This window comes from Clostridioides sp. ZZV14-6345 (genome assembly GCF_020657775.1).
Lineage (GTDB): Bacteria > Bacillota > Clostridia > Peptostreptococcales > Peptostreptococcaceae > Clostridioides > Clostridioides difficile_D.
The window spans coordinates 1-23869 of the sequence record NZ_JAGWCX010000049.1 but is presented as its reverse complement, the minus strand read 5'-3'; the positions used below and the strand labels follow the sequence as shown (position 1 = coordinate 23869).

Genomic DNA, 23869 nt, shown 5'->3' with positions numbered 1-23869 from the left:
CTAATAAAAATTTATATTTTGATATATGAATAATAATTATAGTAAATTTTAAAAATTCATATATTTTTGGAACTAAATAATAATTTATTTGTTTTATATATTTTGAATTAGAGGAGAGTGTGGGAGGTATAGTATTTTTAAGAATAAGTATGGTTTAAAAATTAAAAAAAATGGCAAAATATGTCCCAAGGGACATTGAGCAAAATAAATAGCTTCAGCCTCTTTATACTAAAAAGTATACACTAAATAGAGATAAAAATGATACACTAATTGTCTTTTAACAATAAAAAAACATAGAATTTAATTATTTAATCAAGAAAAAGTATTGAACAAATGATTTGTTTAGTGTACAATAATCATGTAAAAACATAGTAATGGAGGGAGACATTTCATAATGAAAATTAAGGTAGGAATGAACGGATTTGGAAGAATAGGAAGAGCTGTATTAAGAATAGCTCAAGAAGAATTAGGAGATAATATAGAAATTGTAGCCATAAATGCAAGAGCAACAACAGAATCTTTGGTACATTTATTTACATATGATTCATGCTATGGAACTTTTAGAGGTGAAGTAGAAGCAAAAGATGAAGAAACTCTAGTAGTAAATTCTAAAGAAATAAAAATATTAAGATATAATGACCCAGAAGAATTGCCATGGAAAGAATTGGGAGTTGATATAGTAATAGAATCGACAGGTCTATTTACACAAAGAGAAAAGGCAGAAAAACATATTAAAGCAGGAGCAAAAAAAGTAATTATAACAGCTCCAGGAAAAAATGAAGATATAACTATAGTTATCGGAGTTAATGAGGAAAAATATGATAATGAAAAGCACAATATAATTTCAAACGCATCTTGTACTACAAATTGTCTAGCACCTTTTGCCAAAGTATTGGACGAAAAATTTGGTATAGTAAAGGGGTTAATGACTACAGTACATTCATATACTAACGATCAAAGAATATTAGATAAGAGCCATAAAGACTTAAGAAGAGCAAGGGCGGCGGCTGAATCTATAATACCTACCACTACAGGAGCAGCAAAAGCTGTGTCAAGAGTATTACCACAATTAGAAGGAAAATTAAATGGTTTTTCGCTTAGAGTGCCAACACCAACAGTTTCACTTGTTGATTTAGTGTGTGAACTTAAAGAAAACGTTACATCTGAACAAGTGAACTCTGTGTTAAAAGATGCTGCTGAAGGAGAATTAAAAGGAGTTTTAGGATATTGCGACAAGCCACTTGTTTCTATAGATTATAAAGGAGATTCAAGATCATCTATAATAGATGCTTTATCCACAATGGTTATAGAAGACAATATGGTTAAAGTAGTTTCATGGTATGATAATGAATGGGGATATTCTTCAAGAACTGTTGATTTAGTAAAATATATAGCTAAAAAATTAAAATAATGAATAACTTTAAAAAATTTTGAAAAAAATTCTATAAAACTAAAAAAAGATTATGAAAAATATTGAAGGAAAAATTTTTTCATAATCTTTTTTGTTTCCTGTAAAAGATACAAGTTACAACTTATATTTGTATATTAGGTCGTTAGAGGAGTCTGTATACATTTAGTAAGGAACCGTACTTTTTATAAAATGAAAGATAAGATGTCGAAAACTTGCATAAATCTGAAAAATTTTTATTATTAAAATACTGATTTTTATTTTAAATATGATAAAAAAATGACAAATAAAGTTGCAAATAGTAATATTTATAAGTATAATTAAAAAAGAGAAAAGGTTTTGTTAAACTTTATAACAAAAGAAAAAGAAGGGATGATTCAAAATGGAGAAGTTAACAGACAGGAGACAGGTTAAGGCAGTAAGCATGGAAACCTTCGTTTTCCTAATATTACTAGTAGTTGGTTTTGGGTATGTTGGTAGTATTATGGGAGCAGGAATGATGTTCAAAGTAATAATGAGTACAGCACATGCTTTACTACTAGAGACAGTTTTCTTAATTATGGCTATGGCAGTTCTTGCAGGTGCATTAAGCGCACTACTTTCAGAGTTTGGAGTAATAGCATTAATTAATAAAATTTTCGCTATGTTTATGAAGCCTTTATATGGATTGCCTGGTGCTAGTATAGCAGGAGCTATAACAACTTATTTATCAGATAATCCAGCTATTATACCTTTTGCTAAAGATAAAACATTCACACAGTATTTTAAAAAATACCAAGTTCCAGCATTATGTAACTTAGGAACAGCTTTTGGTATGGGGCTTATCTTAACAACATTTATGATTTCTCAAGGTACAGAATATGTACTTCCAGCATTAATTGGTAATTTAGGTGCAGTTATAGGTAGTGTTATAAGTGTTAGAATAATGTTGACATTTACTAAGAAGTTTTATAAATACAATCCAGAGGAAGATAAAGCAACAGGAAGACTTGAGAAAAAAGTTGAATTCAGAGAAATTAGAGAAGGAAATGTATTCCAAAGGGCTCTGGATGCAATTCTTGAAGGTGGTAAAATGGGAGTGGACATGGGAATGGCTATAATCCCTGGTGTCCTAGTAGTATGTACATTAGTAATGTTATTAACTTTTGGACCATCTACAGACCCTGCTACAGGCCAAGAGGTTTATACAGGAGCTGCATATGAAGGTATAAAGTTACTTCCAGTTCTTGGAGATAAACTTGGATTTATATTAGAACCATTATTTGGATTTACATCACCAGAAGCAATAGCATTCCCTATAACTTCATTAGGTGCTGTTGGAGCAGCAATGTCTTTAGTTCCAGAATTTATAAAATCAGGAGCTATAACTCCTAATGATATAGCAGTATTTACAGCTATGGGTATGTGTTGGAGTGGATATTTAAGTACACACATTGGTATGATGGATGCATTAAATGCTAGACAATTGGCAGGTAAAGCCATTCTTTCTCATACAATAGGCGGATTATGTGCAGGGGCAGCAGCTCACTTTATATTTATGCTTGTAGGATAAATGTAATAAACATAATTAAATAAAGTAAATAATAATATACAAAAAAAGGTTGTTGATGTGCAATAAGAAATTGCACACTAACAACCTTTTTTTATGACTGAATATAATTCATAGTACATAAATATTAAGTAGATATTAGAGTTAAGTTATATTTATGTAAAAAGTAACAAAAATCTGTAGAAATTTATGACAAAATTTAGTACACTAACTATATGTTCTTATTTAAAAATTGAGGTTAGGATTAGGAATTACCTAGTAGAGTAAGCTTTGATTAATAAAATAATCATAAAATAAAAATATTAATCATAAAGATTATAAAATAACTTACTTAAAATAAAGCCATAGAACTTACAAAAATTAAAAAAGCATATAAGTATGGAGGGGGTACAATGGATGAATTATTTCATATAGGAATTGATGTAGGTTCTACAACGGTGAAGGTTGTGGTACTTAATAATAGTAATAATATAGTTCATAAAGAATATAGAAGACATTATTCTGATGTGAAGAAATCAGTTAAAGAAGTACTAAATGGTATATATGAAAAGTTGGGAAATATAAATACTACAATTATAATAACTGGTTCAGGTGGAATTGGAATATCAAAAAAACTGGGAATAAAATTTGTTCAGGAAGTTATATCTAGTACAAAATCAATAGAGTATTTCCATCCTGAAACTGATGTTGTCATAGAACTTGGAGGTGAAGATGCAAAAATAACATATCTAAGTGGAGGAATAGACCAAAGAATGAATGGGATATGTGCAGGTGGCACAGGATCATTTATAGACCAGATGGCATCACTTTTAAAGACAGATGCCAGTGGATTAAATGAACTTGCCAAAGGCTATAATGTTATATATCCAATAGCTTCAAGGTGTGGCGTTTTTGCTAAAACGGATATTCAACCTCTTATAAATGATGGGGCTAAGCAGACTGATATAGCAATGAGTATCTTCAATGCAGTTGTTGTACAAACTGTAAGTGTTCTTTCTTGTGGAAGAAAAATAGAAGGCAATGTTGCATTTTTAGGTGGTCCATTGTACTTTTTATCTGAGCTTAGAGAAGCATTTAAAAAAGTATTGGATTTAAAAGATGAAAATATAATTTTCCCAGAAGATGCACAATTATATATTGCTATTGGAGCAGGACTATTATCAATGGATGAAGATAGTATAGAACTAGAATCTTTAATAAAAAAACTGGATAGTATAAAGAATATTGAAGATGGAGAAGTAAATTTACTAGAGCCTTTATTTAGAGATAAAAGTGAATATGAAGAATTTTCAAAAAGACATGAACAAGAAAAAATAAATCATGTAGATATAAATTCAATCAAAAGTAATTGTTATTTAGGAATTGATGCAGGTTCAACTACAACTAAAGCAGCACTTATTGATGAAGATGGAAGACTTGTATATTCTTATTATAATAGTAATGAAGGAAATCCATTAAAAACAACTATCAAGGTTATAAATGAAATATATAATATATTGCCAAAAAACATTAAAATATTGAGTTCAACTGTAACTGGATATGGAGAAGGTCTTATTAAGAAAGCACTTAAAATCGATAATGGGGAAATAGAGACTATAGCACATTATAAAGCTGCTAAATTTTTTAATAAAGATGTGGATTTTATACTTGATATTGGTGGTCAAGATATGAAGTGCTTAAAAATAAAAGATGGAGTAATTGACAATATAATATTGAATGAGGCTTGTTCTTCAGGTTGTGGCTCATTCTTAGAGACATTTGCAAGTTCTCTATCTATGGCAATAGAAGAATTTGCACATGAAGGAATTTATTCTCAAAGCCCTGTAGATTTAGGTTCAAGATGTACTGTATTTATGAATTCTAGAGTAAAACAAGCTCAAAAAGAAGGTGCAAGTGTTGGAGATATATCAGCAGGACTTTCTTATTCTGTAATAAAAAATGCTTTATTCAAAGTAATAAAAATTAGAGATTTAAATGAGATTGGTAATAATATTGTTGTACAAGGTGGAACATTTTATAATGATTTAGTACTTAGAAGCTTTGAAAAACTAATTGGAAAAAATGTGATTAGACCTAATATTTCAGGAATTATGGGAGCTTTTGGTGCAGCACTTATAGCAAAAGAAAAATATGAAAGTGGATATCAAACATCTCTATTATCTAAGGAAGAATTGAATAATATAAAATTAGAAGCAAGTGTAACTAGATGTAAAGGATGCTCAAATCATTGTCTTCTTACCATAAATAAGTTTTCTGATAATGAAATTTTTATTTCAGGAAATAGATGTGAGAAGGGTGAAGCTATTTATGGTGATAAAAAAATAGGACTAGAAAAGAAAAAACCAATAAATCTATTTAAGTACAAATATGATAGAATTTTTAGATATAAACCATTGGAAAAAGAAAAGGCAAAAAATGGAGAAATAGGTATACCAAGAGTATTAAATATGTATGAGGATTATCCATTTTGGTTTACTTTCTTCAATGATATTGGATTTAGAGTTGTACTTTCAGATAGGTCATCAAAACGCTTATATGAAACTGGTATAACTAGTATTGCTTCTGAAACAGTTTGTTATCCTGGAAAGTTAGTTCATGGACATATAGAAAATTTAATTGAAAAAGGAATAAAAAACATATTTTATCCAAGTGTGACAAATGAAAATAAAGAGGATTCAAGTGCAGATAATTATTATAATTGTCCTGTTGTAATATCATATTCTGAAGTAATAAAAAACAATGTAGAAAATATAAGAGATAAGAACATAAACTACATAAATCCATTTATAAGTCTAAATGATAAGGAAAAACTGAAAAAGAGACTATATGAGGAGTTATTGAGAAGTTTTTCTGGTATAAAGATAACCAAAGAAGAAATTAATCATGCAGTTGATAAAGCTACTGATGAACAAAATTCATTTAAAATGGAGATGCAAGCTGCAGGTGAAAGAGCACTTAAAGAAATAAAAGAAAGAAACATGAAGGGAATTGTGCTATGTGGGAGACCATATCATATAGACCCAGAAATAAATCATGGAATGCCAGAGCTTATAAATTCATTAGATATGGCGGTGCTTACTGAAGACTCCATATGTCATTTAGCTAATATACAAAGACCACTTAGAGTTGTAGACCAATGGGTATATCATTCAAGATTGTATAAAGCAGCTAGCTTTGTAAGAGACAAAAACTATTTGGAATTAGTTCAACTTAATTCATTTGGTTGTGGACTAGATGCAGTAACCACAGATCAGGTTCAAGAAATACTTAATGAAAAATCAAAGATATATACTATCATAAAGATTGATGAAGGCAACAATTTAGGAGCTGCTAAAATAAGGATGAGGTCTTTAAAAGCAGCTATGTTTGAGAGAGAAAGCAAAAACATAGATGTAAAAAATATAAAGGCAAATAGGATACAGTATTCTAAAAACAATCAAATAACGAACAAACATACTATATTAGCGCCACAAATGTCCCCAATACATTTTCAATTTCTTGAAAAAGCTGTGAATTTAAGTGGATATAATATAGAGATTCTAAAAGATACAGATAGTAGTGTAATTGAAGAAGGATTAAGATATGTAAATAATGATGCATGTTATCCAGCTATAATAGTTGTAGGTCAGTTAATAACAGCATTAAAATCTGGTAAATATGATTTAAATAATACATCTGTTACTATAACTCAGACTGGTGGAGGTTGTAGAGCTACAAATTATATTGGATTTTTAAGAAAAGCTATGTATGATGCTGGATTTAAAAATGTTCCTGTCATTGCACTTAGTGTAAATGGAATAGAAGATAGTGGAATAATGGATAATATATCACTAAAATTAATCAATAGACTTTTTATGTCTGTTGTATATGGTGATTTATTAATGAAAGTACTCTATAGGGTAAGACCATATGAAAAAGTTCCTGGAAGTACAAATGCTCTATATGAAAAATGGGTTGATATATGCAAATCTTCTCTTGTCAAAGCAAAGATTTCTGTATTTACTAAAAACATAAAAGATATAGTAAAGGAATTTGATAACTTAGAGATACTCGATGTAAAAAAACCAAAGGTAGGTTTGGTAGGAGAAATCTTGGTGAAATTCCATCCGATTGCAAATAATAATCTAGTGGAGATATTAGAGCGAGAAGGTGCTGAAGCAGTCGTTCCAGACCTTACAAATTTCTTCTTAAGTTGTGCCTTTAATACTATTTATAAACAAACTCATTTAGAGGGAAGTAGAAAAAGCAGAATGATAGGAGAAGCATTTATATATATAACTAGTATATACCAAAAAGTGTATAAAAAAGCACTTGACAAGAGTGAGAGATTTTACGCTCCAGGTGACATAAAGAATGTTGCAAAAAATACAGAACCAGTAGTCTCATTAGGAAATCAAACTGGAGAAGGTTGGCTTCTAACAGGTGAGATGGTTGAGTTATTAAATGAAGGCGTAGAAAATATTATTTGTATGCAACCTTTTGGATGTTTACCTAATCATATAATTGGCAAGGGGTCTATAAAAGAATTAAAGCGATTGTATAAAAATGCAAATATAATACCTATTGATTATGACCCTTCTGCAAGTGAGGTAAATCAGCTTAACAGGATAAAACTTATGCTTTCTAAAGCTTTTAAAAATATATAAAATTGATATTTTGATATATTAAACGCTATTAAGTAAAAAAATAGTATATATTAAATAATTGTAAAAGAAGAGTTATCCTATTTTTTAGGGTAACTCTTTATTAGTCAAAAAATTATATGTATACTAGTATAAAGGAGGGATTTATATGAATTTAGTATATGATGTTTATCAATCAAAAATAGGAAATTTGTATATATTAAGCGAAGAAGGTTTTATAGTAAGTGTAGATATAGGAGATGAAAAGTTTAATAAATTAAAAGACGAATATATCAAAAAAGGAATTGATATAAAGAGAAGCAAAGAAGATTTAAAAGAAGCAATAAGTCAGATAGATGATTATTTTAATGGAAAAAGAAAAGTGTTTGATTTAAATATTCGAATTGAGGGAACTGAATTCCAAAAATCGGTTTATAGGGAAATGTTAAAAATACCATATGGAGAAACATTATATTATTCAGATATAGCAAAAAATATAAACAACCCAAAATCTGTAAGAGCGATAGGACAAGCAAGTAAAAGTAATAGAATTCCAATAATAATACCTTGTCACAGAGTAGTTGGCAAAAACAATATTGGTGGGTATATGGGAAATCATTCCGATTTGAAAGAGATACTATTAAATTTAGAAAGACATAGTTAATTTAGAAAAAAGTGTTTTTATTGTTAGTATTTGATATAATAATCTTAAAAAGAAATTTTTTTTAGAAAAATGTCAAAAAATTTATTTTAATTTACAAAGATGAGGGGGAATCTTAATGTGTAATAAAGTTATAGCATCAAAATATCATGAAAAAGGGTTTAATTGTGCGGAATCAGTTATAAAAGCATATAATGAGGAATTTAATGCAGATATACCAGTTTGCTTAGGAAGTGGACTAGGTTCAGGATGTGGGGTTGCTAGCTTATGTGGTGCAGTAAATGCATCAAATATAATAATTGGATATGTAAAAGGTAGAAACCATGAAGATGAAAGTACTAAAGCTAAAGTATATGCTAAAGATTTAACAACAACAGTGAGAAAAGAATATGGTTCAGAGTTATGCATAGATTTAAAAAAAGATTTAGTTGCATGTAGAGAAATAATGGATTTCGCATATGATAGTTTAAAAGAAACTTTAAAAAAAGAATTATAAAAATAATTATAAAAATAATAAGCTATCAAGTATAAATTATTTGATAGCTTATTTTTATAGTCTGTACTCAATAAATTTGTGGAATTTTAGTTTTACTGTTTGGAAATAAAGAGAAAGTAATTTTAGAATAATTTTATATTTATTATTTAGTATAGATGTTTATTTATATCTGTTTTTGAATATGTTATACTTTGTTTAAATAGAAGTCTGTCATAAGGGAGATGAGAAAATTGGAAAATCTCGATTTACTTATCAATAAATTATATTCAAAAAATCATAATGAAGCATATAAAACTTTTTTATTTTTAGAAAATGAAAGCCTAAAATCAAATATTACATATTATTTTTTTGACTCATTCTTAGAAATGATTAATAATGAAAGTTCATATATTCGAGTAAGAGGATTATTGCTAATATCTGCAAATGCTCAATGAGATATTGACAATAAAATTGAAATAAATATAGATCGTATATTAAGTCATATTGTAGACTATAAAAATTGAAGTTTAGCTTGTTACAATCATTTACAACTAAGATAGCAAATAAACAACAGTGCTAATTTTCATGGATAGATTAATTATGAAAATTTATACCAATAAAATATATTAACATAGATGTGAAATCTTATTAAGGTACATAAGTAATAAAAATAATATGTTAAACTATACAATAGATTGAGTTTTACGAAATAAAAAAGAACTACAATCCCTATATTATTATACAAAATTAAAGGTGGGAATGAAAATGAAAGAAATTGATGATGCTATAACATCGGAGTATTTAAGCTGTGGTATCAATGAAGATATTAGTATCTATAAAGGCAGGTTTTGCATATATTTAGATAAAAAATATAGATGTAATGGAAGAATTTATTATAAAATGACACCTCCAATATCTATAAATTTTAAAGCAGAGATAGGTTGCATTGAAGAAATAGATAATAAAGATGATAATTTAGATTGGGATTATGATAATGCTATTCTTGAAGTTCATGGTTATAAAATTATTTCTATAACAATAAACACTTTAAGTGATTTTAGTATAGAAGGTTATATCAATGATGACTGTATAAAATCTAAAAATTCCTATGTTGAACATGTAGATTTTAATATAATAAACTTAGATAAAATACCTGGAAAACTTATTAAATACAATGATAAAGTATATGCAGGTAGAATTGAATTTGATATAAATGATTATGTTGTAACTATAGATAAACGGTATGATTACAGAAAAGAATTGAAATCAGAGTTAAAGTCTAAATCTGGAGCAATAATAACTCACATAGGTAGAGTTAGAAGAAAAGATGGTAGAATTTTTAGAACAAATAATACAATAAATCTTTTAGATAGAATATCAACAGCTCTGAGCTTTATGTGCGGAAGATACGTAGGATTTTGTTTGGCCAAGGGGTATAGAAGTGGTAATGAAGTTTATAGAATATGGAATGAAAATCAAATATCTCCTTTTAAATATGTGCCAACATGGTCGGATACTCTTTCAAATTATCATAATATGGAAAAGTATATAAGTCTTATGTGTAAAAAGTTAGAAGACTTTTATTATGGTTCTGCTATAAAGAGTGTTGTTGATTGGTATATAGAATCTCTTGGAAGTGTGACTATGGAAAATAACATAATATCTGTACAAATTGCACTTGAAACTTTGTCATATGTAATTCTAGTAGAACAAAATAAAGTGCTTACAGATGAAGCTTTTGATTGTAATTTAGCATCCAGAAATATAAGGATGTTACTTGATATATGTAAGATACCATATGGGAAACATGAATTAAATATATTCGATAATATAATAAAAAATAAGTTTGATGATGGAGTGGATTTAGTTATTTATTTAAGAAATAGCATAGTTCATCCAAGCAGAAAGACTCATAGAGCTGTGTTAGAAGTTGAAGATATTTGGAATATAATTTCAATAGGAACGAGATATATTGAGCTTATTTTACTTTTTATTTTGGGCTACAGAGGAGAATACTCCAATAGATTGGTAGAAAGATGTTATGGTGAAGTTGAAGTTGTACCTTGGAGCTAGATTTTTATATTTATTTTAAAATATATATTGACAGATATTACCTTATACTATAAAATCAATATCATAATAACAATTCAAAACAACATTAAATGCTAAGAAAAGAAATAGTAAAAGTAATTAATCTTAAACAGAGAGTTTCCGATTGGTGAGAGGAGCAATAGATTTTACTTTGAACACATCTTTGAGCAGGACTCTGAAAGAGTAGAAATACTTTATTAGGAGCTTTCCGGAAACCTTGCACCCGTTATAGTGCTAGAGTATAATTATTTTATTGTACTTAAAGAGGTTAGTGTCGTGAGGCATTAATGAACAGAGGTGGAACCACGAGAGTCAACTCCCGTCCTCTAGCAGAAGCTAGAGACGGGAGTTTTTTAATATAATTTTTTAAGCGCGCAGAGAATTATATTGCAAACAGATACATTTTTTGAAAATAATCAAAATATTTAAAAATTTAAAAATTAAGGGAGAATATTATGAAAAATATATTAAAAAAATTAGGAATATTTACAATTATGTTAGGTTTATTAGGTGGAATAGTAGGTTGTTCAAATACAGATAATGAAAAGGATAAGAATACTTCAAAGGAATCTAAAAAAGAAGTAGTTGTAGGATTTGATAATACATTTGTACCAATGGGATTTTTGGATGAAAAGGGAGATACAGTAGGATTTGATGTAGATTTAGCTAAAGAAACATTTAAGAGACTTGGAATGGAAGTTAAGTTCCAACCTATAGATTGGTCAATGAAGGAAACCGAACTAAATGATTCAAAAACTGTAGATGTATTATGGAATGGATATTCTATAACAGATGAAAGAAAGAAAATAGTATCATATACAGAACCATATTTACAAAATAAGCAGATAATAGTTACTCTAAGTGATTCAAAGGTAAATTCAAAAGCTGATTTAAAAGATAAAGAAGTAGGAACTCAACAAGGTTCAACAGCACTTGATGCAGTGGAAAAAGATAAAGCTTTTATGAATAGCTTAAAAGGTGGAGCACCAGTTCTTTATGATACTTATGATAAAGCACTTAGAGATTTAGAGATAGGTAGAACTAGTGCAGTTGTTGGTGATGAAGTTTTAATTAGATACTATATGGGACAAAAAGGTGAAGATAAATATAAAGTATTAAAAGAAGATTTTGGGCTAGAAGATTATGTTGTAGCAACTTCTAAAGAAAATCCAGAACTTTGTAAGAAAATAAATGAAACATTAAAAGAAATGAAAAAAGATGGAACTTTTGACAAAATTTATGATAAGTGGTTTAAATAAAAGATAAGTTAGCTGTTAAGAAGGGGGCACTAAAGGCATGTTACAAGGTTTAGAGATAGTTATAGCAATGTTTTGTATAACATTGATAGTATCAATTCCATTGGGGATTGGAGTTGCATTTTTAAGATTATCAAAAAATAAATTAATAAGTGGTATTACACAATGTTATATATTGATAATGAGAGGTACACCTTTACTTTTACAAATGATAGTCATATTTTATGGGTTACCTCTTTTAGGAATTGTATTTGACAGATTTACAGCTGGAATAGTAGCTTTCTTCTTAAATTATGCAGCATATTTTGCAGAAATATTTAGAGGTGGAATACAGTCAATAGATAGAGGACAATACGAAGCTTCAAAAGTACTAGGATTTGATAAATTTACTATGTATAAGAGAATAATCTTTCCACAAGTTTTTAAAAGAATACTAGCACCTATTTCAAATGAAGTAATCACATTAGTAAAAGATACATCTTTAGTATATATATTAGGATTAAATGATATTTTAAGAATATCTCAAATAGCAATGAATAGAGAAGCAAGTTTATTACCACTATTTGAGGCAGGAGCAATATATCTTATATTTGTAGCTATACTTACTAAGGGATTTGAATTACTTGAAAAAAAATATTCTTATTACAGATAAAGTTACAATATTATAGGAGGAGGTTTTTATATGTTGAAAATCAAAAACTTAAATAAATCATTTAAAAAAAATAAAGTACTTAAAGATATTTCTTTTGAGTTAGAAGAAGGTCAGATTGGAGTTTTACTTGGCAAATCTGGTGCAGGAAAGACAACAATATTGAGATGTATAAATGGTCTTGAAGAATTTGATAGTGGAGAGATTATAATAGATAATGAGGTAATAAAAAGTAAGAAAGATATGTCAAAAATACGAGGAAAAATAGGTATGGTTTTTCAAAATTTTAATTTATTTCCTCATATGACAGTTCTTGAAAATATAACTGAATCCCCAGTTAATGTTTTTAAAGTTCCTAGAAAAGAGGCTGAGGAGAGGGCTAGAGAACTTTTAAAATTAGTTGATTTAGAAGATAAATTAAATTCATATCCATTTGAATTGTCAGGAGGACAGCAACAGAGAGTTGCAATAGCTAGGTCATGTGCATTAATGCCAAAAGTTCTTTGTTTTGATGAACCTACTTCTGCACTTGATATTGATACTATTCAAAGAGTAGTCAATATAATGAACAGACTTAAAGATAAAGGTATGACTATACTAATAATTACACATGATGTTGTTTTCTCGAATAATGTTGCAGATAAAATTATAAGTATAAAAGATGGTATAGTAGAAAATGTTCAAATAAAAGAAAAAACTGTTTAGGATTTTATAAATATCAATTAGGGTAGAATTTTATAAGATAAATAAGGGCGAGTAAAATCAAATACACTATGCCCTTTTATTATTCTAAAATTTAATCTAATAATGAATATTTAAATTATGTTAAATCTATAATGAAAGGAGCATTTATGTATTTAATGTAAATAAATTTTTATTTTGAAACATGGTAATTTTTTATGTTGAAAGCTTAGAATGATTGTGATATAAATTAGTTATAATATGAAAATTATGGGTATAACAATAAAAAATTAGAAAGGAACTTTTAATACAATGATTAAATTATATGGATATACAAAATGTTCTACTGTCAAAAAAGCAAAAAATTGGCTTAAGGAAAATGATTTAGAATTTGAAGATATAGACATGGTTCAAAATCCTCCTAGTAAAGATGAATTAGATTTAATTTATAAGACTAGTGGATATGATATAAAGAAATTTTTTAATACAAGTGGTATGAAATATAGAGAACTGGGGCTTAAAGATGTTGTAAAGTCTGAATCTGATGATAAACTTTTAGAAATATTAGTAAGTGATGGTATGCTTATTAAAAGGCCATTACTTTTTGATGGTAAAAATGTACTGCTAGGATTTAAAGAAGATGCATGGAAAAGTACTTTGATAAAAGAAGATTAAAAGTAGGTAGGTGTATTGATTAAAATTATTAATTAATACACCTATAAATTTATATATCAAATCTAATTTTGATATATATAAATTAGCAAATTCAAATCAAAGAAATTTTATATCGATAAACATATTACTTCTTATTACAAATAATGTCATTTATTTTATTTAAAGTAGTATAATATTACAACGAATTATTACAAAATTACTTATTATTAACCATGAACATTTGTTTTATGCTATTATATTTATATGAGGGAAGTGACATAAAAAATATATTATTTATACAAAAAATAGAACGAAATTTTGTTTTATATAAGTATATTTTGTAAATTGCATCTCTATTTATAGTTTTACAAATAATAATGCTATTAAAAAAATCTGACAAAAAAATTTTCAAAAGAATTAAATCTAAAAAGAATAGGAGATAAAGATGAGTATTGAAGATTTATATGGTTTTGAATGTGTTCCTGTGAACAATGAGATTGATATTGATGATTTATTTGAAAAGATGTTAGAAGATGGAAAAGAAAAAGAATAAACACCAATTATAGTTATTGATGAAAAAGTAGGACTACTAAGAGAAAATATCGATATGATTACTAAAGAGTATGGTTCTCTTGAAAATTACAGAGACTATTGCTTAAAAAAGTACAATGAAATTGATGTAAACAAATTTTTTGATTTTAGAAAGTGTGAGATTTCAGATTTGCTAAAAGAGTTAATGGGTTCAGAAGATACTTTTTATGATTATAAGCACTTTAGACCAATTATGAATATAGATATATTTCATGAATATAACAAAGTTTACATAGCCAAAGTTCCAACAATTAAACCATATGAAGTATTTGCATATATACCTATTGGTGGATTTAATGATTGTCCTAGTGATGAAGAACATATAGCTATTGCAAAATATTGGTATGAAAAATATGGAGTCTTTCCAATTGCAATTGGATGTGATACAGTTCAATATTCTGCAAAAAATCTAATTGAAGATAGTAAAGCCTTTGATGACTTATGTATTGAATTAGTATTATATTGTGAAGATATTATTGTACAGGGATATGAAACATTAAAAGCTCTTAAAGACGTATTACAACGCTCCACAATATGGGTTTTTTGGTGGGATTGATACAAATGTATGTAAGCTATAAGTATTAATTTTAAGATTTTAGAAAATTTATATGATAGTGTCTTTTTTTGTAGTTTACAATTGTATTGATAGAAAATGATTATGTTAAAATAAACTCGTGAATTTAGCCATGAGGATGAGCCATTTCCATTTCATGGCTTTTAAACATATTACTATGTTACACTATGTTTTTATATACAGTGTAGTACAGTAATATGTTTAAATTGTAGAGATTAAAAAAATACTTTGGTATTATAATTAATGTATTTAAAGATAATTCTAATTTATAAAATAAATACTCTATATGTTATAATCATTAAGAATGTAAAAAATAATATGTAGTTTTATAGTTCATATTTTTCTTATATATGGAGGTAGGTTTTGTGAAAGAAAAAGAAAAATTAGATAAATTAAAAGAAAAATTAATTGAATTAGGTAGTATTGTAGTCGCTTATTCTGGAGGAGTAGATAGTAATTTCTTACTTAAGGTGGCAAAAGATACATTAGGGGAAAATGTTATAGCTGTAACTATTCATGCGATGATGCATTCAAGTAGAGAAATTGAAGAAGCTAAACAATATACTCAAAATTTTGGTGTTAAACATATTATATTAAATATAGAAAACTTTGATTTAAAAGAATTTAAAGAAAATGGTGTTGATAGATGTTACCATTGTAAAAAATATATATTTTCTAAAATAAAAGAGGTAGCAAAGGAACATAATATAAAATACATAGTAGATGGAACAAATATAGATGATTTAGGAGATTATAGGCCTGGGCTTGAAGCATTGAGTGAACTAGGAGTAATTAGTCCATTAAAAGAAAGTGGTTTGAAAAAAGATGAAATTAGGTCACTTTCAAAAAGCTTGGGATTAAAGACTTTCAATAAACCATCATTTGCATGCCTTGCAAGTAGAATCCCTTATGGAGTTGAAATAACCGATGAAAATTTAAGGATAGTAGAAAAGAGTGAAGAATATTTGTCCGATTTAGGCTTTTCTCAATTTAGAGTGAGAATGCATGGAGATATAGCTAGAATAGAAGTTGGTCAGGAAGAATTAGGGAAATTTTTTGAAAATAACAATTTTAATAAAGTTGATACTAAATTAAAAATATTTGGCTTTAAATATGTTACACTAGATATGTCAGGATATAAAATGGGAAGTATGAATTTAAATATGTAGATTATTTTAAAAATAAACAAGTTTTATAGTTAATATAAGGAAACAGGAGGTTTTATGAAAAATTATACATTAATATCGCCATGTTTTTTTGGGATGGAAAAAATGATGGCTAGAGAGATTACTAATTTAGGATACGAAATAATAAAAACAGAAGATGGAAGAATAACATATAAAACTGATGAGTTTGGAATAGCAAAATCAAATATGTGGTTAAGATGTGCTGAAAGAGTACATCTTAAAATTGCTGAATTTGAGGCAAAAAGCTTTGATGAATTATTTGAAAATACAAAAAGAATAAACTGGTCTAGGTATATACCTTATGGAGCTCAATTTCCTATATCAAAAGCTTCTTCTATAAAATCAAAATTATACAGTACACCAGATGTACAAGCTATAGTAAAAAAGGCTATAGTAGAAAGCTTAAAGAAAAGTTATTTGGAAGATGGTTTGCTTAAGGAAGATAAGGAGAAATACCCTATCTTTGTATTTATACACAAAGATAAAGTAACTATTTCTATAGATACAACTGGAGATGCTTTGCATAAGAGAGGATATAGAGAAAAAGCAAATAAAGCTCCAATAAGAGAGACTTTAGCTGCTGGACTTATTTATTTAACCCCATGGAAAGCAGGTAGAATTTTAGTGGACCCTATGTGTGGTTCTGGTACTATATTGATTGAAGCTGTTATGATTGGAATAAATATGGCACCTGGTTTAAATAGAGAATTTATATCGGAAAAATGGAGAGTTCTTGATAAAAAAATCTGGTGGGATGTAAGAAAAGATGCTTTTAATAAGATAGATAATGAATCTAAATTTAAGGTTTATGGATATGATATAGATGCAGAATGTATAGATATAGCTCGAGAAAATGCTGAAATAGCAGGTGTAGATGAATATATAGAGTTTAATGTAGGAGATGCGACTCAATTCAAAAGTGAAGATGAGTTTGGATTTATAATTACTAATCCTCCTTATGGAGAAAGATTAGAAGATAAAGATAGTGTTAAACAATTGTATAAAGAACTTGGTTATACATTTAGAAAATTAAAAAATTGGTCATATTATTTGATAACATCTTATGAAGATTTTGAGTATGAGTTTGGGCAAAAGGCAGATAAAAAAAGAAAATTGTATAATGGTATGTTAAAAACTAACTTTTTCCAATATCCAGGTCCTAAGCCTCCTAGAAATAATAAATAAGTTTTACAGTATTTATTGATAAAGAATATAAAGTTTTATTAAAATAAGTAAAACATTATGACGACTTGAAACGTCTAATTATTGTGAGGAGATTTTTGTGAGCAAAATTCAAGATTAATAGGATTAGGAGGAGTTAAATGAAAGTATTAAAGCTTATTACTGTAGTAGCCTTAATGATGTTATTTGTTACTGGATGTAATGTGAAAACTGAATCTCCAGAACAATTAGCAAGAATACCTGACTCTGATAGTACAAAAAAAGTATTGTATGATGGTATTGACCAGTTACTAAAACCAGATTCATCTATGATATTGCCTTCTAATACAAAAGAAGTAGGAAAAATAAATAAGGTAGATTTAAACAGCGATGGAGTTGATGAATTAGTAGTATTTGAGCAAAAAGAAGATTTAAGTAATAATGTGAGTCAGGTAGGGTTTGTAACCCTGAGTTATAATGGAGAAAAATACGTACTTGGAGACCATTTTCTAGAAAATGGTGAATCAATAGAATATGCTAATTTTTATGATTTGGATTCAGATGGATATAAGGAAGTTATCTTATTGATTAAATCCAAAGATAGAACGAATATGCATATATATAAAGTAATAGATAATAAAATAACAAAAATATATGACTTGGATGCATCTTGGCTTCAAAACAAAGAAGATTTTAATGACATGAAAGTAAAAATTGGATATATAGATGAAGATGACAAGTTAGACATATTGATGCTTTATTTGAATAATAAGACTAATGAAATGTTTGCAAGTGTTGCAAATTTTGATGGGAGTATGAAAATCAAGGATTATGTTAAATTTGAAAATGTAAAAAATTTAAGTGAATTATATATAACATTGGGTAATGTTGCTTCATCTATTGGAAATTCCTCTGCAGCTATAAAAGGTATTGTACTTGATATACCTATATTGAAAGATAATAACTATATTACACAGATACTTTATATGAAAGATGGAAAAATTAAAAAAGCTTTTAGCGATTATGATAAAACCATTACTAAATCTTATTACATACCTGTAGATGATATTGACAAAGATAAGATTATAGAAATACCTATAGTAACAGGTAATAATAGAAATACTTATAGTTCTAAGGCATCTGCAAATATAAGTTGGTATAGATGGAATGGAAAAGAAGGTAATAGCTCAAGTTTAATATTTACAAGTCAGATATATTATAATTATAAATATAATTTTAAATTATTCATTCCAAATAATTTATTTGATAAAATACTTGTTGAACAAGAATTTGTTGGAGAAAAAGCAGTATTCAAATTTTATTATTTTGACTATTCAGACCGTAAGAATTTATTTAATATAGTAGTAGAGAGTAAAAACAAACTTGAAGATAGAAAAAATGTAAATACTCAGAATTCTATTGTACTTCAAGAGAGCGATGAATATACTTTTTTACTAGTTATAAATGATGCGAAGGAAATGGACAATTTAGATATTACTATAGACGCATTAAAAGAATATTTCTCATTAATATATGGTTAATATTATACTCAATTGGAGGTTTTATTTTATGAAGGAAAAGATACTTATACTAGAAGATGAAATTGGTATTAGAAGTTTTGTCAGTATAAACTTAAAAAGGGAAGGTTATGAGATAGTTGAGGCAGGTACTGGAAGAGAAGCTATAGAAAAAATGACAACAGAAAATGACATTACGATAGCTCTTTTAGATGTGATGCTTCCAGATATAAGTGGAATAGAAGTATGCAAATTTATAAGGGAGAATTTTGACCAAGTAGGTATAATAATGCTTACTGCTAAAGCTCAAGAGGATGATAAAATAGAAGGATTTATTTCAGGAGCAGACGATTATATTATAAAACCATTTAGTATAAAAGAGCTTTTAGTTAGGGTTTCTGCCCTTATTAGAAGGGTAGCAAAAGATGATTCAAGTGTTAAATCAAGCGAAATAGTATCCCCGCCATTTATACTTGATATAGATAAAAGAAAATTGTTTAAGAATGGGAAGGAAATTGAACTTACTCCAACTGAATTTTCAATAGTGAAATACTTGATATCAAATGCTAAGCAGTCGTTAAGTAGAGACCAGATATTAGACGAAGTATGGGGAACTAATTATTTATATGATTTTAAAATAGTAGATGTAAATATAAGAAGGATAAGAAATAAAATAGAAGATGACCCATCAAAACCAAAATATATACAAACTATTTGGGGTTATGGATACTGTTTTAGAAAGGAAGAATAATAGTGTTACATTTTGAAGGTCTGAGAAAAAAAGTAATAAAAAACTATTTTATAATAATTATTATAATGGTTACTCTGTTTGAAGGATTGTTCATGTTTTATATACAAAACTATTATTACGATTCTGTCAAACAACTACTTGAATCTGAAATAAAATATGCTGATGAATATAATGCTATTACAATGGAAACTACAAGTTTTGAGAAAAAAGTAAAAAATATATTTGATAAACAGCCCTTAACTAAGAATTCAGAATTTGGAATTTCAATAATAGATAAGGATAAAAATATTATATTAGACCAATATGGTTTTAAAAGTAAAGAAAAAGCAAATTATGAAGATGTTAACAATGCACTAAAAGATATAAAAACCAAAAACTTAACACCATATACCTATAGAATACCAGATACAGGAGAGCATGTTATGAGTATCTCCTTGCCACTTAAAGTAAATAATATAATAGAAGGTGTTGTTAGATATACAGTTTCATTAGATGCTATTGATAATGCAATACTAAAACAAGCTACATGGCTTATATTGGCAGGAATATTTATACTTATCATAGCTATACTAATAAGTCTTAAATTTGCTGAAACCCTTATAAAACCATTACGAGAGTTAAAGAAATTTGCAAATGAATTGGCTGTAGGAAACTATAATATAAAATTAGAAAAGATGAAGATTGTAGATGATGAAATTGGTGATTTAGCACAGACATTTGAACATATGGCACATGAGATTGATAAGAGTGAAAAATTAAAAGAAGAATTTATATCCTCTGTATCTCATGAACTAAGGACACCTCTTACATCTATAAAAGGATGGAGTGAAACTTTAGGCTATGAAAGTATAACAAGAGAAGAGTTAGACTTAGGTCTAGGTATCATACAAGATGAAACAGAAAGGCTTATAAAACTAGTTGAAGAATTATTGGATTTTTCAAGACTTTCTTCTGATAGGATAAAGCTTCATGTTGATATAGTTGATATTGAAGGTTTGATTGTAGGTGTTGTAAATCAGCTTAAAGTTAAAGCTGCTGAAAAAGATATATCACTTTTATTTGAATTTGAAAATGAACTTATAGAGAACATTCAAGGAGATAAGAATAGATTAAGACAAGTTCTTATAAATTTAATACAAAATTCATTTAAATTTACTAGCCAAGGTGGTTACATAAAAATAGTAGCTTCTCAAGATGAAGATATAACAACCATATCAGTTGAGGATAATGGTTCAGGTATAGAAAAGCAAAATCTAAATAAAGTGTTAGATAAATTCTTCCAAGAAGATTACAATAAGGCTGGTAGTGGATTAGGATTAGCAATTAGTAATGAAATTGTAAAACTTCATGGAGGAAGAATGAAAATAGAAAGTGAAAAGAATGTTGGAACAAAAATAACTTTTAATATAAAAAATAAGTTTGCTAAACAAGCATAAATTCTTAGAAAGAGGATTAATATGAGAAACATAAAAATGATAGTAGCATATGATGGATCAAGATATAAAGGGTATCAAAAATTAGGTGACAATAATATGACTATACAAGAAAAACTTGAAAATGTCTTAAGTAAAATGACTGACGAAACAGTTGAGATAATTGGTTCTGGAAGAACTGATATGGGAGCTCATGCTAGAGGACAAGTGATAAATTTTAGAACTAATTGTATGGATTCAGTGGATAAAATTCAAAAATATTTATATGAATATTTACCAGAAGATATAGTTGTAAAAACTGTTGAAGAAGTTGACGAAAGATTCCACTCAAGATACAATGTAAAATCAAAGACTTATATGTATAGAATTGACAATAATAAATATCACAATCCTTTTATAAGAAGATATGCTACTCACATAAGTAAAAAATTAGATTTAGATAGAATGAGAAAAGCAAGTGAATATTTAGTAGGAGAACATGATTTTACTAGTTTTGCTTCTTCTAAGTCTAAGAAAAAATCAAATGTAAGAGAAATTTATTCAATAAATATAAAAGAAGACGATAATGTCATAGAAATATATATAGAAGGAAATGGATTTTTGTATAACATGGTAAGAATAATAGTAGGTGCTTTGATAGATGTAGGTCTTAAAAGAAAAGCTCCACAAGATATTAAGTATATGCTTGAATCAAAGGACAGAAGCCAATCATCAGAAACTGCACCAGCTAAAGGGCTATGTCTTTGGAAAGTAAGATATTAGTCAATTGTATAAAAATCTTTTTAAAATAAAAATAAAGTAAATTATATAGTTGACATAAATGGAAAAATAAACTATTATATATTTTATAAGAGAGTTATGGAAAATTTTATATTTAAATCCTGTGAGAAAGAGAGTAACTTTTATGTGTTTTATAGAGAGCTGAGGATGGTGGAAGCTTAGCAAATAAGTATTAGTGAAAAGAACTTTGGAGGATACTAATTGAATTTAGTATGTTAGTAGGTAATCTCGCCTTAAGAGAAAGAGTGGATAGGTTTATCTTATCAATTAGAGTGGTAACGCGGATATATTTCGTCTCTTGGTTTTTCCAAGAGGCGTTTTTTAATATATTTAATTACTAATGTTTACTTAGTATGTTGAACATTTAATAATTGATTAGCTAAGTTTATCAATAAGAGTGGTACCGCGGATATTTCGCCTCTTAGTATTTTAAAATACTGAGAGGTTTTTTTAGTATTAAAATGCTTTTATGTGAATTTAAATTCTCAAAGTCATTCAATATTAAAAATTTCTATTAAATAAAAAATTAAAATCATAAATTAAGATTGGGAGGAATTAAAAATGAAGGAAAAAGTAGTATTAGCATATTCAGGAGGACTTGATACATCAATCATAATACCTTGGTTAAAGGAAAATTATGAAGATATAGATGTTATAGCTGTTTGTGGAAATGTAGGTCAAGAAGATAAAATGGAAGATGTTTATGAAAAAGCTCTACAAAGTGGAGCATCAAAGGTATATGTGGATGATATAAGTGAAGAATTTGTAACTGAAACTATATTTAAAGCTGTAAAAGCAGAAGCAAAATATGAAGGAAAATACTTGTTAGGAACTTCTTTAGCAAGACCTATAATAGCTAAAAAATTAGTTGAAGTTGCTCATAAAGAAGGTGCAAAATATATCTGTCATGGATGTACAGGAAAAGGTAATGATCAAGTTAGATTTGAAGCTACAATTGCTGCTCTTGACCCAACTATAAAAGTTATTGCACCTTGGAGAATATGGGATATAAAATCAAGAGAAGATGCTATAGATTATGCTGAAAAACACAATATAAAGGTAACAGCAACTAAAACTAAAATATATTCAGTAGATGCTAATCTTTGGCATGTGTCAACAGAAGGTGGGGATATAGAACATCTAGAAAATGAACATAAAAAAGATGTTTACAAACAATGTGTAGACCCAGAAGATGCATGTGATGTAGCTGAATATGTAGAAGTTTACTTTGAAAAAGGTGTACCTAAAAAGATAAATGGTGAAGAATTATCTCCAGTTGCATTGATTCACAAGTTAAATGAGTTGGGTTGTAAACATGGAATTGGTGTTATAGATATAGTTGAGAATAGACTTGTTGGTATGAAATCAAGAGGAATATATGAAACTCCAGGAGGAACAATCCTTTATGAAACACATAATATTTTAGAAAGTGCTACTTTAGACAAAGATACATTACATTTCAAACAAATGGTATCTTATAAATATGGAGAACTTATTTATAATGGATTATGGTACTGCAAATTAAGAGAATCTATAGATGCATTTATGGAGCAAACTCAAGATAATGTTACAGGAACAGTAAAAGTTAAACTTTACAAAGGGAATATAAAACCTGCTGGAATATTTACTGAAAATGCTCTTTATGATGAAGGAATATCTTCTTTTGGAAATAGTGAACTTTATGACCATAAAGATGCAGAAGGATTTATTAATTTATTTACTTTACCACTAAAAACCAGAGCTATGAAAGCTGGAAAATAATAAAATAAATTATTTAAGAGTGTATAAAAACGATTTTGTACTGCACCCCAATTGTTGGACCAAAAATC

The 23869-nt window shown here is 27.7% G+C and carries 18 protein-coding genes, 1 pseudogene and 2 other annotated features; all 19 genes and pseudogenes read left to right on the top strand.

Translation table 11 applies throughout. From position 1 onward, the window contains the following. Nucleotides 1–394: 394 nt before the first annotated feature. The 19 genes and pseudogenes from gap (at nucleotide 395) to KGF39_RS13250 (ending at nucleotide 23801) form a co-directional block, all read left to right on the top strand. Entirely contained in the window at nucleotides 395–1411 is a 1017-nt protein-coding gene (gap, locus tag KGF39_RS13340; RefSeq protein WP_227822672.1) for a type I glyceraldehyde-3-phosphate dehydrogenase, read from the top strand. Nucleotides 1412–1790: 379 nt separating this feature from the next. Further along, nucleotides 1791–2960: a hypothetical protein gene (locus tag KGF39_RS13335; RefSeq protein ID WP_227822671.1), complete on the top strand. Its 1170-nt coding sequence runs from the start codon at nucleotides 1791–1793 to the stop codon at nucleotides 2958–2960. Nucleotides 2961–3349: 389 nt separating this feature from the next. Continuing rightward, nucleotides 3350–7603: a 2-hydroxyacyl-CoA dehydratase gene (locus KGF39_RS13330; RefSeq protein ID WP_227822670.1), complete on the top strand. Its 4254-nt coding sequence runs from the start codon at nucleotides 3350–3352 to the stop codon at nucleotides 7601–7603. 145 nt (nucleotides 7604–7748) lie between these two features. Beyond that, nucleotides 7749–8243: a methylated-DNA--[protein]-cysteine S-methyltransferase gene (locus KGF39_RS13325; protein ID WP_054273766.1), complete on the top strand. Its 495-nt coding sequence runs from the start codon at nucleotides 7749–7751 to the stop codon at nucleotides 8241–8243. A 115-nt stretch (nucleotides 8244–8358) separates the two neighbouring features. Beyond that, entirely contained in the window at nucleotides 8359–8736 is a 378-nt protein-coding gene (locus tag KGF39_RS13320) for a C-GCAxxG-C-C family (seleno)protein (protein WP_227822669.1), read from the top strand. 230 nt (nucleotides 8737–8966) lie between these two features. Beyond that, nucleotides 8967–9233: pseudogene (locus KGF39_RS13315) on the top strand (SufBD protein); the annotation flags it as partial. 247 nt (nucleotides 9234–9480) lie between these two features. Beyond that, nucleotides 9481–10788, top strand: a complete 1308-nt coding sequence (locus KGF39_RS13310) for a hypothetical protein (protein ID WP_227822667.1) — start codon at nucleotides 9481–9483, stop codon at nucleotides 10786–10788. 85 nt (nucleotides 10789–10873) lie between these two features. After that, nucleotides 10874–11136, top strand: a binding site (T-box leader). Nucleotides 11137–11261: 125 nt separating this feature from the next. Then, nucleotides 11262–12065 (top strand): amino acid ABC transporter substrate-binding protein, encoded by an 804-nt coding sequence (locus tag KGF39_RS13305; protein ID WP_227822666.1) that lies wholly within the window; start codon nucleotides 11262–11264, stop codon nucleotides 12063–12065. A 37-nt stretch (nucleotides 12066–12102) separates the two neighbouring features. Next, complete coding sequence (locus tag KGF39_RS13300) at nucleotides 12103–12714, top strand: amino acid ABC transporter permease (protein ID WP_054273770.1); 612 nt, start codon at nucleotides 12103–12105, stop codon at nucleotides 12712–12714. Nucleotides 12715–12744: 30 nt separating this feature from the next. Beyond that, on the top strand, nucleotides 12745–13416 hold the full coding sequence (locus tag KGF39_RS13295; RefSeq protein WP_227822665.1) for an amino acid ABC transporter ATP-binding protein: 672 nt from the start codon (nucleotides 12745–12747) through the stop codon (nucleotides 13414–13416). Between the two features lie 288 nt (nucleotides 13417–13704). Beyond that, on the top strand, nucleotides 13705–14067 hold the full coding sequence (locus KGF39_RS13290; protein WP_227822664.1) for an arsenate reductase family protein: 363 nt from the start codon (nucleotides 13705–13707) through the stop codon (nucleotides 14065–14067). Nucleotides 14068–14653: 586 nt separating this feature from the next. After that, nucleotides 14654–15193, top strand: coding sequence for a DUF4253 domain-containing protein (locus KGF39_RS13285; RefSeq protein ID WP_227822663.1), 540 nt, complete (start codon nucleotides 14654–14656; stop codon nucleotides 15191–15193). Between the two features lie 368 nt (nucleotides 15194–15561). Next, nucleotides 15562–16380, top strand: a complete 819-nt coding sequence (larE, locus tag KGF39_RS13280) for an ATP-dependent sacrificial sulfur transferase LarE (RefSeq protein ID WP_227822662.1) — start codon at nucleotides 15562–15564, stop codon at nucleotides 16378–16380. Nucleotides 16381–16434: 54 nt separating this feature from the next. Beyond that, complete coding sequence (locus tag KGF39_RS13275) at nucleotides 16435–17583, top strand: THUMP domain-containing class I SAM-dependent RNA methyltransferase (protein WP_227822661.1); 1149 nt, start codon at nucleotides 16435–16437, stop codon at nucleotides 17581–17583. Between the two features lie 137 nt (nucleotides 17584–17720). Beyond that, nucleotides 17721–19100, top strand: a complete 1380-nt coding sequence (locus KGF39_RS13270) for a hypothetical protein (RefSeq protein ID WP_227822660.1) — start codon at nucleotides 17721–17723, stop codon at nucleotides 19098–19100. A gap of 28 nt (nucleotides 19101–19128) precedes the next feature. Beyond that, entirely contained in the window at nucleotides 19129–19827 is a 699-nt protein-coding gene (gene walR, locus KGF39_RS13265) for a cell wall metabolism DNA-binding response regulator WalR (protein WP_009905583.1), read from the top strand. A 2-nt stretch (nucleotides 19828–19829) separates the two neighbouring features. After that, on the top strand, nucleotides 19830–21263 hold the full coding sequence (gene walK, locus KGF39_RS13260; RefSeq protein WP_227822659.1) for a cell wall metabolism sensor histidine kinase WalK: 1434 nt from the start codon (nucleotides 19830–19832) through the stop codon (nucleotides 21261–21263). A 21-nt stretch (nucleotides 21264–21284) separates the two neighbouring features. Beyond that, nucleotides 21285–22022, top strand: coding sequence for a tRNA pseudouridine(38-40) synthase TruA (gene truA, locus KGF39_RS13255; protein WP_227822658.1), 738 nt, complete (start codon nucleotides 21285–21287; stop codon nucleotides 22020–22022). A 112-nt stretch (nucleotides 22023–22134) separates the two neighbouring features. Then, nucleotides 22135–22342 (top strand) — a binding site (T-box leader). Between the two features lie 259 nt (nucleotides 22343–22601). Then, nucleotides 22602–23801: an argininosuccinate synthase gene (locus KGF39_RS13250; RefSeq protein WP_227822657.1), complete on the top strand. Its 1200-nt coding sequence runs from the start codon at nucleotides 22602–22604 to the stop codon at nucleotides 23799–23801. Nucleotides 23802–23869: the final 68 nt, after the last annotated feature.